The organism is Pseudomonas sp. RIT-PI-q (assembly GCF_001297125.1).
Classification (GTDB): domain Bacteria; phylum Pseudomonadota; class Gammaproteobacteria; order Pseudomonadales; family Pseudomonadaceae; genus Aquipseudomonas.
On sequence record NZ_LHPC01000080.1, the window covers coordinates 13,180 to 26,060 of the forward strand.

The window sequence follows — 12,881 nt, forward strand, 5'->3', positions numbered from 1 at the left end:
TAGAATCGCTGGCACGCAGACTGCATGGTCAGTTTGTGCCCGCCTTTAGCTTTCTGGAGTACTGCCTTTGAATGCGACGACCATCAACAGCCTGTTCTTGATCGGCGCGTTGCTGGTAGGTGCGAGCATTCTGGTGAGCTCACTTTCGTCGCGCCTCGGCATCCCGATTCTGGTGATCATCCTGGCAGTCGGCATGGCCGCCGGCGTCGACGGCGGCGGCATTATCTTCGATAACTACCCAACGGCTTATCTGGTCGGCAACCTCGCGTTGGCGGTGATTCTGCTCGACGGTGGCTTGCGAACCCGGGTGGCAAGTTTTCGCGTGGCGTTATGGCCGGCGCTGTCGCTGGCCACGGTTGGAGTGCTGATAACTACAGCACTGACCGGCCTGGTGGCCGCCTGGCTGTTCAATCTGAACATCATCCAAGGCCTGCTGATCGGCGCCATTGTCGGCTCCACCGACGCCGCGGCGGTGTTCTCGCTGCTGGGCGGCAAAGGTTTGAACGAACGGGTCACCGCCAGCCTTGAGATCGAATCCGGCAGTAACGATCCGATGGCGGTGTTCCTCACCGTGACCCTGATCGACATGCTCGCCAGCGGCCAGACCGGCCTACACTGGAGCCTACTCGGGCACTTCGTGCGTGAATTCGGTATCGGTGCCGTCATCGGTCTGGGCGGCGGTTGGGTCATGTTGCAACTGGTCAACCGCATCAATCTGGCCAACGGCCTCTATCCGATTCTGGTGATTGCCGGCGGCCTGCTGGTGTTCGCCCTGACCAACGCCCTGCACGGCAGCGGCTTCCTCGCGGTGTACTTGTGTGGTCTGGTCATCGGCAACCGCCCGGTGCGCAGTCGCCACGGCATTTTGCACATGCTCGACGGCATGGCCTGGCTGGCGCAGATCGGGATGTTCCTGGTGCTGGGGCTGCTGGTCACGCCCCATGACTTGCTGCCGATTGCCCTGCCGGCACTGGGCCTGGCGCTGTGGATGATTCTGTTTGCCCGGCCGCTGTCGGTAGTGGTCGGCCTGCTGCCGTTCAAGGCGTTCCATGGGCGTGAGAAAGCGTTCATTTCCTGGGTCGGTCTACGCGGCGCGGTCCCGATCATTCTGGCAGTGTTCCCGCTGATGGCCGGCCTGCCCAACGCCCAGCTCTACTTCAACCTCGCCTTCTTTATCGTGTTGGTGTCGCTGCTGGTCCAGGGCACGAGCCTGCCGTGGGTCGCCAAATTGCTCAAGGTGACCGTCCCGCCGGAGCCGGCGCCGATCTCCCGCGCCGCCCTGGAAGTCCACGTCACCAGCGAGTGGGAGCTGTTCGTTTATCGCCTCGGTGCTGAAAAATGGTGCATCGGCTCGCCCCTTCGCGAACTGAAAATGCCCGAAGGCACACGCATCGCGGCGCTGTTTCGTGGCCAGCAACTGCTCCATCCGTCGGGTAGTACCGTGCTCGAAGTCGACGATTTGCTCTGCGTGATCGGCCATGAGCACAACCTTTCGGCCCTTGGAAAACTCTTCAGCCAGGCACCGCAACGCGGCCTCGACCTGCGCTTCTTCGGCGACTTCGTACTCGAAGGAGACGCCCAGCTGGCCGCGGTTGCGGCGCTGTACGGGTTGAAAGTCGAAGGCATCGATCCGGACATGACCCTGGCGCACTTCATCGCCCACAAAGTCGGCGGTGCTCCCGTGGTCGGTGACCAGGTGGAGTGGAACAACACCATCTGGACGGTCGCGGTCATGGAGGGGAACAAGATCGGCAAAGTGGGCGTCAGATTCCCCGAAGGAAGTCGCCCCGGTCCGGGCTTGTTCCTCTAAACTCCATTCTTCGTCTCGTTTTCGATCGGTCTCTATGTCAACCCTGCGCACCTTTTTCGTCACGGCCCTGCTGGGCTTGAGCCTCTCCATCGGCACGTTGCAAGCGGCCGAACCGCCGTCCAGCGAAGCCGTGCAGGCGAGCCTGGACAAAATCGCCGAACGCAAACTGCCGGAAGCCGATCAAAAAGCCCTGCAGAGCATCCTGCAAAGCACGCTGACACAGCTCAATAACCAGCGTGATTACGAGCAGAAGCTGGTGGCGCTCAAGCAGCAGCTGGCCACCGCGCCCAAGCAGAATATCGAGAACCAGCGCGAACTGGCCCGTCTCAAGGCCACCAATGTGGTGCCGGTCGCGCAACGCTATTCCAAAGAGTCGATTCAGCAGCTGGAACAGATGCTGACCGAGCGTTCGACCCAGCAAAGCGATCTGCAAAAAGCCCTGGCCGAGGCCAACAGCCTGGTCATTACTGCCCAGACCCGCCCCGAGCGCGCCCAGGCGGAAATTTCTGCCAGCCAGACGCGCATCCAGCAGATCAATAACATCCTCAAGGCCGGCAAGGACGCCGGCAAGACCCTGACCCCGGAGCAACGCGACCAGCTCAATGCCGAGCTCGCGGCCCTGAATGCACTGATCCCGCTGCGTCGCCAGGAACTGGCCGGCAACAGCCAGTTGCAGGACCTGGGCAACAGCCAGCATGACTTGCTCTCGGAGAAATCCGATCGTCTGGACAAGGAAATCCAGGAGCTGCAAAACCTGATCAACCAGAAGCGCCTGGCCCAATCCCAGGAGACGGTGACGCAGCAGTCCATCGAAGCGCAGAAGTCAGGCGGCAGCGCGCTGCTGGCCACTGAAAGCGCGGCCAACCTGAAGCTCTCGGACTACTTGCTCAAAAGCACTGACCGCCTCAACGAAGTCACCCAGCAAAACCTGCAGACCAAGCAGCAGCTGGACAACGTGACCCAGAGCGATTCGGCCCTGGACGAACAAATCAACGTGCTCAAGGGCAGCCTGCTGCTCTCCAAGATCCTCTATAAACAGAAGCAGGCGCTGCCGCGTCTCAAGCTCGACCGCGACCTCGCCGACCAGATCGCCGACATTCGCCTGTATCAGTTCGAAGTCAGCCAGCAACGGGAACTGCTCAGCAACCCGGCGACTTACGTCGACAACCTGCTGTCGACCCAAGCGCCGGAACAGGTCACCCCACAGCTGCGCAAAAGCCTGCTGGAACTGGCCAACACGCGCGCCGACCTGCTAGAGCGCTTGAACCGCGAACTGAGCGCGGTGCTCAACGAATCGATCACCCTGCAACTCAATCAGAAACAACTGCTCAGCACCGCGCAAAGCCTGCGGGCGACCCTCGACGAGCAAATGTTCTGGATTCCCAGCAATAAGCCGCTGGACCTGGAATGGATGCACGCCGTGCCCGAGCGCCTGCAACGTCAGGTCACCACCCTGCCATGGGCTTCAAGCCTCAGCGAACTGTCTGACGGCCTGACCCAGCGACCGTTGCTGTTCCTGCCGCTGGCGCTGCTGATCGGCGCCCTGTTGTGGCGGCGCAAGAGTCTTTATGCGCGACTGAACAAGGTTCACCAGGACATCGGCCACTTCAAGCGTGACAGCCAGTGGCATACGCCTCAGGCGATCCTGATCAATATCCTGCTGGCCATGCCGGTTTCGCTGGGCCTGGCCCTGTGTGGCCTGGCCTTGCAGATTGACGCTCGCGGCCAGAACGCCAACATGGGCGCGGCGCTGTTGCAAATGGCCCAGGCCTGGCTGGTGTTCTATACCGCCTACCGAATCCTCGCGCCGGGCGGCGTGGCCGAATTACACTTCCGTTGGGAAAAACCCCAGGTCGAATTCCTCCAGGGCTGGGTCCGTCGGCTCGGGCTGGTGGTGATGGCCCTGGTTGCTGTCGTGGCCGTCGCCGAACTGCAACCGGCGGCGCTGGCCGATGACGTGCTAGGCATGCCGGTGGTGCTGACCTGCTATGCGTTGATGACCTGGCTGCTCAGCCGCCTGCTGATCAGTAGCCCGACTCACGAGAACGCTTCGCTGTTCCGCAAGGCCGTGGCCATCCTGTTCACCGCCCTGCCGGTCGCGTTGTTCGTGGCAGTGTGCTTCGGCTACTACTACACCGCGCTGAAACTCAGTGACCGATTGATCAACACCCTGTACCTGCTGATGTTCTGGCTGGTGATTGAAGCCACGTTCGTACGCGGTCTCAGCGTTGCAGCGCGACGCCTGGCCTACCAGCGCGCCCTGGCCAAACGCCAGGCGGCGAAAGAGGCCGGCGATGGCGAGGCGGTGATCGAAGAACCGACCCTGGACATCGAGAAGGTCAACGAACAATCCTTGCGCCTGATCCGTCTGGCCCTGCTCGGCGGGTTCATGGCGGCGCTGTACTGGGTATGGTCCGATCTGATCTCGGTGTTTTCGTACCTGGACAATGTCACCCTCTACGAATACACCAGCGGGACCGGTGCCAACATGAGCATGGTGCCGATCAGCATCGGCGACTTGCTCGGCGCGCTGATTATTATTGGCATCACCTTCGCCCTCGCACGCAACTTGCCGGGCCTGCTGGAAGTGTTTGTGCTGTCAAAGCTGAACCTGGCACAGGGCAGCGCCTATGCCACCACCACGTTGCTGTCCTACGTGATCGCCGGCGTCGGTTTTGTCTCGACCCTGTCGACCCTCGGCGTGAGCTGGGACAAGTTGCAATGGCTGGTCGCGGCGCTATCGGTAGGCCTCGGGTTCGGGATGCAGGAGATCTTTGCGAACTTCATCTCCGGGATCATGATCCTGTTCGAACGTCCGGTGCGGATCGGCGACACCATCACCATCGGTAACCTGTCGGGCACGGTGAGCAAGATCCGTATCCGCGCCACCACCATTACCGACTTCGACCGCAAGGACATCATTGTCCCGAACAAGACGTTCATCACCGGGCAACTGATCAACTGGTCCCTGACCGACACCATCACCCGAGTGACCCTCAAGCTCGGCGTCGATTACGGTTCGGACCTGGACCTGGTGAAAGAGCTGCTGCTGAAGGCCGCTCGGGAAAACCCACGCGTCCTGAAGGATCCGGAACCTCACGTGTATTTCCTGAACTTCGGCGAAAGCACCCTCGACCACGAGTTGCGCATGCACGTGCGCGACCTCGGTGACCGTAACCCGGTGCTCGATGAGGTCAACCGCTTCATCAATCGCGAATTCAAGAAGCACCACATCAACATCTCGTTCCGGCAGATGGAGGTTTACCTCAAGAACATCCAGGGCCAGGAATACAAAATGGTGCCCATCGATCCTGAAGCCAAAACCATCGTGCCGAAGGTGGAGGGTCCAGCACCTCAAGAGCCGCCCGCCGCCAAGCTCGACTAACCGGCTTATCCCTAGCAGAATGCTCGGACATTCTGCTGGAGATGGCCGTTGAAAGCCCTCGACGAACTGACCTTCGATAATCGCTTCGCCCGCCTCGGCGATACGTTTTCCACCCATGTGCTGCCCGAGCCCATCGACAACCCGCGCCTGGTGGTGGCCAGCCCCGCCGCCATGGCGCTGCTCGACCTCGACCCGGCCGTGGCCGACACCCCGGCGTTCGCCGAGTTGTTCAGCGGCCATAAGCTCTGGGCCGACGCCGTCCCCAGGGCGATGGTCTATTCCGGTCAGCAGTTCGGTTCCTACAACCCACAGCTGGGCGATGGCCGCGGCCTGTTGCTGGGCGAGGTCTACAACGAAGCCGGCGAGCATTGGGACCTGCACCTCAAGGGCGCCGGCCAGACGCCCTTTTCGCGCATGGGCGATGGCCGGGCGGTGTTGCGCTCCTCGATCCGCGAATTTCTCGCCTCCGAAGCGCTGTATGCCCTGAACATCCCCACCACTCGGGCACTGTGTGTGATCGGCTCCGACACCCCGGTGTGGCGCGAGAAGCAGGAACGCGCGGCGATGGTCCTGCGCATGGCGCCGAGCCATGTTCGCTTCGGCCATTTCGAATATTTCTACTACACCAAACGCCCCGAGAAGCAGAAAGAACTCGGTGAGCACGTGCTGGCCATGCACTTCCCGGAATGCCTGGAACAACCGGAACCGTATTTGGCGATGTTCCGCGAAATCGTCGAGCGCAATGCCGAGCTGATCTCCAAGTGGCAGGCCTATGGCTTCTGCCACGGCGTGATGAACACCGACAACATGTCGATCCTCGGCATCACCTTCGACTATGGCCCGTTCGCCTTCCTCGACGACTTCGACGCCCACTTCATCTGCAACCACTCCGACGACCAGGGCCGCTACTCGTTCAGCAACCAGGTGCCGATCGGCCAGTGGAACCTCAGCGCCCTGGCCCAGGCCCTGACGCCGTTCATCAGCGTCGAAGCCCTGCGCGAAACCCTCGGCTTGTACTTCCCGCTGTACCAGGCCCATTACCTCGACCTGATGCGCCGCCGCCTCGGCCTCACCACCGCCGAAGATGACGACCAGAAACTCCTGGAGCACCTGTTGCAACTGATGCAAAACAGCGGCGTCGACTACAGCCTGTTCTTCCGCCGCCTGGGCGACGAATCACCAGAACTGGCCGTCGCCCGCTTGCGCGATGATTTCGTCGACATCAAGGGCTTCGATGCGTGGGGTGAACTCTACGTGGCTCGGGTTGCTCGTGATGGCGAGATTGATCAAGAACAACGCCGCAAACGGATGCACGCGGTCAATCCGCTGTACATCCTGCGCAACTACCTGGCGCAGAAGGCCATCGATGCGGCGGAAAGCGGCGACTATTCAGAAGTTCGCCGACTGCATGCGGTGCTGAGCAATCCGTTTGAGCAGCAGCCGGGGATGGAAAGTTATGCCGAGCGGCCACCGGAGTGGGGCAAGCATTTGGAGATCAGTTGTTCTTCGTGAGCCTGATCAGCGGACCTGCCGCAGTGCCGTCGTCCTTCTCAACCTGGATATGTCGTGACATTCCGCGATTGAAAAAGTGCGCAGATGTCTCCACATAGGAGTCATCTGCGTCTTTTTGGAACCGAGCGAATGACCGAGCCACTCCTCATCCCCTGCCCCCACTGCAACGGCCTCAACCGTATCCCCGCCGAGCGCCTCAACGACCATCCAAAATGCGGCCGCTGCAAGGCCGAGGTCCTGTTGAGCAAGCCTTTCGAACTGAAGCAAGGCGATTACGCCAGCCAGATCAAGGGTGATCTGCCATTGCTGGTGGACGTGTGGGCGGAGTGGTGTGGGCCGTGCAAGTCGTTTGCGCCGGTGTTCGAGCAGGCGGCGGGGCAACTGGCGGGCAAGTGTCGGCTGGCCAAGCTGGACAGCGAGGCGAACCAGCAGTTGTCGGCCCAATTGGGGATTCGTTCGATTCCGAGTTTGATTCTGTTCAAGAACGGCCGGGAAGTGGCGCGCCAGAGCGGGGCCTTCCCGTTACCGCAGTTGATGAGCTGGCTGCGCAGCCAAGGGATTTGATAACGGCCTGAAAGATCGCAGCCTTCGGCAGCTCCTACAGGGGAATTGTGTACACCCCAGTCAATGTAGGAGCTGCCGAAGGCTGCGATCTTTTGATTTTCAGGCGTTTTCGAGGAGTTTGTGCAGGTCGACGAATTGCTGGGTCAGCTTGTGCCGCGGATCAAGGTGAATCAGCGGCATGTTGGCCTGGTGAGATTCACGCATCCGCACCGAGCTGCCGAGGTACACCGGCAGCACCGGCAGGCCTTCAGCGATCAGTTCGTCGAGGATCTGCTGGGGCAGGCTGGCACGGGCCTGGAACTGGTTGACCACGATGCCTTCAACTTCCAGCCCTTCGTTATGGTCGTCCTTCAATTCTTCGATTTCCGCCAGCAGACTGTAGAGCGCTTGACGCGAAAAGCTGTCGCAATCGAAGGGGATCAGCACGCGATCAGCGGCAATCAACGCGGAAACCGCATAAAAGTTCAGCGCTGGCGGCGTATCGAGGTAAATCCGGTCGTAGTCTTCGGCCAGCTCGTCGAGCAATTTGCGCAGCTTGTTGATCTTGTGTTTCGCCTCAAGCTTGGGCTGCAAGTCAGCCAGCTCCGCCGTGGCGGTAATCACATGGAGGTTATCGAACGGAGTTTCGTAGATATCAACCTGGTTTTTCTTCGCGAAAGGCCCGGAAGACAAGGTCTGCTTGAAAAAGTCGGCGATGCCCATGGGAATGTCATTCCCGGTGAGCCCCGTCAGGTACTGAGTGGAGTTGGCCTGGGCATCGAGATCCACCAACAAGGTGCGATAACCCTCACTGGCGCTAACCGCCGCCAGATTGCAGGCAATACTGGATTTGCCTACGCCACCTTTCTGATTGAACACCACGCGCCGCATGTCAAAAACCTCCGTGTATCAAAGAATGACCGAGTGTAGTAGTCCACGGCATTGCTTAGCTACCTCGCCGGCATAGGGACTACACAGTCAGCTGAAATCTCCGGGTGAAAAAGCCGCGAACACGTCCATGGATCACCGACAGTGCCTACAGAAATGTCCCCGGAAATGCGGATAATGGCCATTAACATTTTTTTCGCGTACCAACCTGTACATTTCAGGTTGTGCAAAATGTATCCAGCATTTGCTACCCGTCCGCCGCACCGGGATAATGCGCGCCACTCGGCGTTAACCGCCACGTAAGGTCTGTCGCTGTTTTTGTGACTCACCGCGTCAAGAAAGCCCGCAGGGGCGGGATGAATGTCTGTGATCAACTTCAACATCGCCCAATGGCGCGCCTGGGCCCCTGGGCTCGAAAGCGTGGACGATTGGCAAGCCTGGAGCCGACAACCGGTCGTGCTTGCGAGCAGCGATGCCGCCCCCGATGTGTCGTTTCTGCCGGCCATGCAACGCCGGCGACTCAGTCGCCTGGCACGCATGGCGTTCAGCGTCGGCTGGCCCTTGTCCGATGGTCGCCAGGACCTACCGTTGGTCTTTATTTCCCGTCACGGCGAAACCCCGCGGACCTTTGACATTCTCAGTGATCTGGCAGCCGAGCAGCCATTGTCGCCGACTCAATTCAGCCTGTCGGTGCATAACGCGATCATCGGCCTATGGTCGATCATGCGTGGCGAAACCAGCGAAATGACCGCCCTCGCCGCGGCTGGCGACGGCCTTGAACACGGCATGCTAGAGGCGGCGGCGTTGCTGAAGGAAGGCGCGCCAGCGGTCCTGCTGGTGGTCACCGAAGAACAACCGCCAGAGGCTTACTCGACCTGGATCGACGACGTGCCGTTCCCTTACGCGGTCGGTCTGCTGCTCACCCCGGGCAACGACTGGCAGCTGTCCCTGAACAGCACCACGGATGAGTTGTCCAAAGCCCACTGGCCCCATGCGCTGAATCTATTGCGTACGCTGCTCGGCCAGCAGACAACCTGCCAACATGCCTGGAAAAATCGTGTATGGACCTGGCAACGCAACCTGTAACCGAAAAAAACCGCGACGCCTATTACTGGCGCCTGCTGGCCACCGCCGCAAGCTTCACCCTGTTCGGGTTGGGCGGCCTGTGCCTGCGCCTGCTGGTTTTCCCGCTGCTGAACTGCCTGCCCGGCGACGCCCGGACTCATCGGCAGCGAGCCCGGCAGACGGTCGCTCGGCTGTTCTGGTTTTTTGTCCGGTTCATGGCTCGCACCGGCGTACTGACCTACGACATTCAGGGCGCTGAAAAACTCGGGCGTCCGGGGCAGATGATCATTGCTAATCACCCATCGCTGATCGACGTGGTATTCCTGATCGGCCTGGTGCGCCACGCCAACTGCGTGGTCAAAAAAAGCCTTTGGGAGAACCCGTTCACTCGCGGTCCGCTACGCTGCACCGACTACATCAGCAACGACGGCAGCATGGACATGCTCGACGCTGCTGCCGATGCGCTGAAAAGCGGCCAGACCCTGATCATCTTTCCGGAAGGCACGCGCACCGATCCAGGCAAAGCGCCGGCCTTTCATCGGGGTGCTGCGGCGATTGCACTGCGCGGTGCGAAAATCCTCACCCCGGTGATCATCAAGGTCAACCCGACCACGTTGACCAAGGCCGAACCCTGGTATCGCATCCCGAAACGTCGCGTGCACTTCAGTTTCCGTGTCGGGGCCGATATAGACCCACAGACTTTCGCCGCGTGTGGCCCTGCTCCTCAAGCCTCGCGCAAGCTCAACGATTATTTGCACACCTACTTTATTAAGGAGCTCGCCGAAGATGAGCGATCTGCACCGTGAGATAAAACTGCTGATCATCGACGCCCTGGGCCTGGAAGACATCAGCATCGAAGACATCGGCGACGACCAGACCCTGTTCGGCGAAGGCCTGGGCCTGGACTCGGTAGACGCCCTGGAACTCGGCCTGGCGATCCAGAAAAAGTACGGCATCAAAATCGATGCCGACGCCAAGGACACTCGTAATCACTTCAGCAACGTGGCGAGCCTTGCGGCGTTCGTCACTGCAAAACAGGCAGCTTGAGACCGGACCATGCAAACTCGTGACGACATTTTCAACACCTTGCGCGATGCTCTGGTCGAACTCTTCGAACTGGACCCCGAGCGTGTGAGCCTCGAATCCAACCTGTACCAGGACCTGGAAATCGACAGCATCGACGCGGTCGACCTGATCGATCACATCAAACGCCAGACCGGCAAGAAAATCGCCGCCGAAGAATTCAAATCGGTGCGTACCGTCAGCGACGTGGTCGAGGCGGTCTACCGTCTGGTTGAACCGGCCGCATGAGTCGACTGATCGGCCTCGGCCTGCTGCTGGCGGGCCTGCTGTACCCCTTTGCGGTGTATTTCGGCATGGAACACTTTGCCCCGTGGCAGTTCGGTCTGCTGCTGGGCAGCCTGTGGCTGGCGCGGGCACTGCTCGGCGCGCGCAAGCCTGGCAGTCTGTGGATGGCGATCTGCGCCATTGCTTTTTGCCTGTTGCTGGCGCTGTTTGACAGCCCGCTGTTGCTGCGCTGGTATCCGGTGCTGATCAGCGCCTTCATGCTCGGGCTGTTCGGCCTGAGCCTGATAGTTGGACCGCCGATGGTCGAACGCATGGCGCGCTTGCGTGAACCGCACCTTCCGGCCAAGGCGATTGTTTATACCCGCCAGGTGACGATTGCCTGGAGTGTATTTTTCCTCTGTAACGGTTTGCTCGCCGCCGCCCTGACCCTCTGGGCCCCGCTGAGTTGGTGGATGTTGTACACCGGCCTGATTTCCTATGGATTGATGGGCCTGCTGTTTGCCATTGAATGGCTGATACGACAACGGGTACGAGGTCACCCATGAATTGGAAAAAACTTGAGCATCTGTTGCTCAAGGCTCAGCCGGAACGCGCCGTGACGGCCGAACCGGCGCTGAATCACGCGCAGCTCTGCGAACAGGCGTTAAGCCTGGCCGCCGGCCTGCAAGCCCAGGGTGTGCAGCGCATTGCCGTGCACCTTGAGGACGCCGCCGACCTGGCGATTGCCCTGCTCGGTGCCTGGCGCGCCGGGGTCAGCGTATTGCTGCCTGCCGACCTGCAACCGCAGACCCGCCAGCGCTGGTCGACGGAAGTCGATTTATGGCTGACCGACCAGGTCGATGACGCGCACCTGAGCGATTACCGGCAGCCGCCACTGATCGCTGCCGCACTGGACCTCGATCACTGTTCGCTGAGCCTGTGCACGTCCGGCTCCAGTGGCGAGCCCAAGCGCATCGAAAAAACCTTGCGCCAACTGGCCAATGAAGTTGAAGCGCTGGAGCAACTGTGGGGTGCCGATCTGGGCCCGGCTTGCATCATTGGCAGCGTCGCCACCCAACACATCTACGGCCTGCTGTTTCGCGTGCTGTGGCCGCTGTGCGCCGGGCGTTCGTTTGTGCGCACGCAACTGGCTTTCCCGGAAGACTTGCAACGCGCCAGCCGCGAACACCCGGCCTTCGCCTGGGTCGCCAGCCCGGCGCTGCTCAAGCGCATGGGCGATAACCTCGACTGGCCGGCACTGAGCGCGGTTCGGCGAGTGTTTTCCTCCGGCGGCGCCCTGCCGGCCGAGGCTGCGCAAAGCCTGCAGCAACGCCTGCAACAATGGCCGACGGAAATCCTCGGCAGCTCGGAAACCGGCGGCATTGCCTGGCGTCAGGGCCACGCGCTCTGGCAGCCCTTTGTTGGCGTCGAGTTGAGCCAGGACAGCGACGGCGCACTGCTTATCGCATCGCCGTACTTGCCAGCGGGCCATATCGAACACACCGCCGATGCTGCACGCAGCGCTGTCGACGGCCGCTTCGAATTGCTCGGACGGCTGGACCGAATCGTCAAACTGGAAGAAAAACGTATCTCGCTGCCAATGCTGGAAAAGGCCTTGATGGACCACGATTGGGTCGCCGAAGCGCGTCTTGGCGTGGTTCAAGAAAACCGTGCCTCTCTAGGTGCGCTGCTGGTGCTGAGCGAGCAGGGTTTGCACGCCTTGCGCAATCAGGGGCGACGCACCCTGACTCAAGAGTTGCGTCAGCACCTGAGCCAGCATTGCGAAGCCCTGGCCCTGCCGCGCCGCTGGCGTTTGCTGCGGCAATTGCCGCTGAACGCTCAGGGCAAACTGCCTCAGGCCGACGTGGAAGCCTTATTGTTGGCGCCGCGCCCAAAGGCGCCGGAAGTGCTGGAACAGGTCGAAGTCGATGGCGAGTGGAGCCTGCAACTGGCGGTGCCGCCCGACCTCGCTTATTTCAGCGGTCACTTCCCGCAAACGCCGGTGCTGCCGGGCGTGGTGCAGGTGGAATGGGCGCTGAATCTGGGTCAGCAATTGATGGAACTGCCGGCCAGGTTCGCCGGCATGGAAGTGCTGAAATTCCAGCAACTGGTGCGCCCGGGGGATGAAGTGCAGTTGCACCTGCGCTTTGATCCGGTACGCAGCAAATTGTATTTCGCCTACCGCAATGAGACGGCTACCTGCTCAAGTGGGCGGATTTTGCTGGAGGCAGACTGTGGATAAGTCGAGATCCCCTGTAGGCGCTGGCTTGCCAGCGAAGACGCCGGCACATCCAGCAATCATGTCGACTGACACGCCGCTTTCGCTGGCAAGCCAGCTCCTACAAGGATTACGGCCCCGGACGCCGGCAGCAGACGCCCCCCCTGTAGCAG

11 protein-coding genes are annotated in these 12,881 nt (G+C 60.9%); 10 read left to right on the forward strand and 1 reads right to left on the reverse strand.

Annotated features, from left to right (window positions below):
- Positions 1-67: 67 nt before the first annotated feature.
- The 4 genes from AEQ67_RS33055 (at position 68) to trxC (ending at position 7,271) form a co-directional block, all read left to right on the forward strand.
- Entirely contained in the window at positions 68-1,810 is a 1,743-nt protein-coding gene (locus AEQ67_RS33055; RefSeq protein ID WP_059408107.1) for a potassium/proton antiporter, read from the forward strand.
- Between the two features lie 34 nt (positions 1,811-1,844).
- Positions 1,845-5,195 carry a mechanosensitive channel MscK gene (mscK, locus tag AEQ67_RS33060; protein ID WP_059408108.1) on the forward strand — a complete coding sequence of 1,117 codons (3,351 nt, stop codon included), beginning with the start codon at positions 1,845-1,847 and terminating at the stop codon, positions 5,193-5,195.
- Positions 5,196-5,243: 48 nt separating this feature from the next.
- A complete protein-coding gene (gene selO, locus AEQ67_RS33065; protein WP_059408109.1) occupies positions 5,244-6,707 on the forward strand; it encodes a protein adenylyltransferase SelO in 1,464 nt (487 codons plus the stop codon).
- A gap of 129 nt (positions 6,708-6,836) precedes the next feature.
- Positions 6,837-7,271: a thioredoxin TrxC gene (trxC, locus tag AEQ67_RS33070; protein WP_059408111.1), complete on the forward strand. Its 435-nt coding sequence runs from the start codon at positions 6,837-6,839 to the stop codon at positions 7,269-7,271.
- Positions 7,272-7,370: 99 nt separating this feature from the next.
- Here the strand turns inward: trxC and AEQ67_RS33075 are convergent, their stop codons facing one another.
- Positions 7,371-8,141 (reverse strand): ParA family protein, encoded by a 771-nt coding sequence (locus AEQ67_RS33075; protein ID WP_059408114.1) that lies wholly within the window; start codon positions 8,139-8,141, stop codon positions 7,371-7,373.
- Between the two features lie 357 nt (positions 8,142-8,498).
- Between AEQ67_RS33075 and AEQ67_RS33080 the strand changes: the two genes are divergently transcribed.
- Genes AEQ67_RS33080 through AEQ67_RS33105 form a run of 6 tightly spaced genes read left to right on the forward strand, consistent with a single transcriptional unit; the run spans position 8,499 to position 12,732 of the window.
- Complete coding sequence (locus AEQ67_RS33080) at positions 8,499-9,224, forward strand: beta-ketoacyl synthase chain length factor (RefSeq protein WP_059408116.1); 726 nt, start codon at positions 8,499-8,501, stop codon at positions 9,222-9,224.
- Complete coding sequence (locus tag AEQ67_RS33085) at positions 9,200-10,009, forward strand: lysophospholipid acyltransferase family protein (RefSeq protein ID WP_059408118.1); 810 nt, start codon at positions 9,200-9,202, stop codon at positions 10,007-10,009. The genes AEQ67_RS33080 and AEQ67_RS33085 overlap by 25 nt, the downstream gene beginning before the upstream one ends.
- The gene (locus AEQ67_RS33090) at positions 9,990-10,250 is read left to right on the forward strand and encodes a phosphopantetheine-binding protein (protein WP_059408120.1); all 261 of its coding nucleotides are present in this window, start codon (positions 9,990-9,992) and stop codon (positions 10,248-10,250) included. Before AEQ67_RS33085 ends, AEQ67_RS33090 begins: the two co-directional genes overlap by 20 nt.
- A gap of 9 nt (positions 10,251-10,259) precedes the next feature.
- Positions 10,260-10,514, forward strand: coding sequence for an acyl carrier protein (locus AEQ67_RS33095; RefSeq protein WP_059408122.1), 255 nt, complete (start codon positions 10,260-10,262; stop codon positions 10,512-10,514).
- Positions 10,511-11,056, forward strand: coding sequence for a hypothetical protein (locus tag AEQ67_RS33100; RefSeq protein ID WP_059408124.1), 546 nt, complete (start codon positions 10,511-10,513; stop codon positions 11,054-11,056). Before AEQ67_RS33095 ends, AEQ67_RS33100 begins: the two co-directional genes overlap by 4 nt.
- Positions 11,053-12,732 (forward strand): acyl-CoA synthetase family protein, encoded by a 1,680-nt coding sequence (locus tag AEQ67_RS33105; RefSeq protein WP_059408126.1) that lies wholly within the window; start codon positions 11,053-11,055, stop codon positions 12,730-12,732. Before AEQ67_RS33100 ends, AEQ67_RS33105 begins: the two co-directional genes overlap by 4 nt.
- Positions 12,733-12,881 lie beyond the last annotated feature (149 nt).

Coding starts and splice junctions, on each gene's coding strand:
- AEQ67_RS33105 (WP_059408126.1), top strand. CDS start 11,053: ATGAATTGGAAAAAACTTGAGCATCTGTTGCTCAAGGCTCAGCCGGAA.
- mscK (WP_059408108.1), top strand. CDS start 1,845: ATGTCAACCCTGCGCACCTTTTTCGTCACGGCCCTGCTGGGCTTGAGC.
- AEQ67_RS33095 (WP_059408122.1), top strand. CDS start 10,260: ATGCAAACTCGTGACGACATTTTCAACACCTTGCGCGATGCTCTGGTC.
- AEQ67_RS33100 (WP_059408124.1), top strand. CDS start 10,511: ATGAGTCGACTGATCGGCCTCGGCCTGCTGCTGGCGGGCCTGCTGTAC.
- AEQ67_RS33080 (WP_059408116.1), top strand. CDS start 8,499: ATGTCTGTGATCAACTTCAACATCGCCCAATGGCGCGCCTGGGCCCCT.
- AEQ67_RS33075 (WP_059408114.1), bottom strand. CDS start 8,141: ATGCGGCGCGTGGTGTTCAATCAGAAAGGTGGCGTAGGCAAATCCAGT.
- trxC (WP_059408111.1), top strand. CDS start 6,837: ATGACCGAGCCACTCCTCATCCCCTGCCCCCACTGCAACGGCCTCAAC.
- AEQ67_RS33085 (WP_059408118.1), top strand. CDS start 9,200: ATGGACCTGGCAACGCAACCTGTAACCGAAAAAAACCGCGACGCCTAT.
- AEQ67_RS33090 (WP_059408120.1), top strand. CDS start 9,990: ATGAGCGATCTGCACCGTGAGATAAAACTGCTGATCATCGACGCCCTG.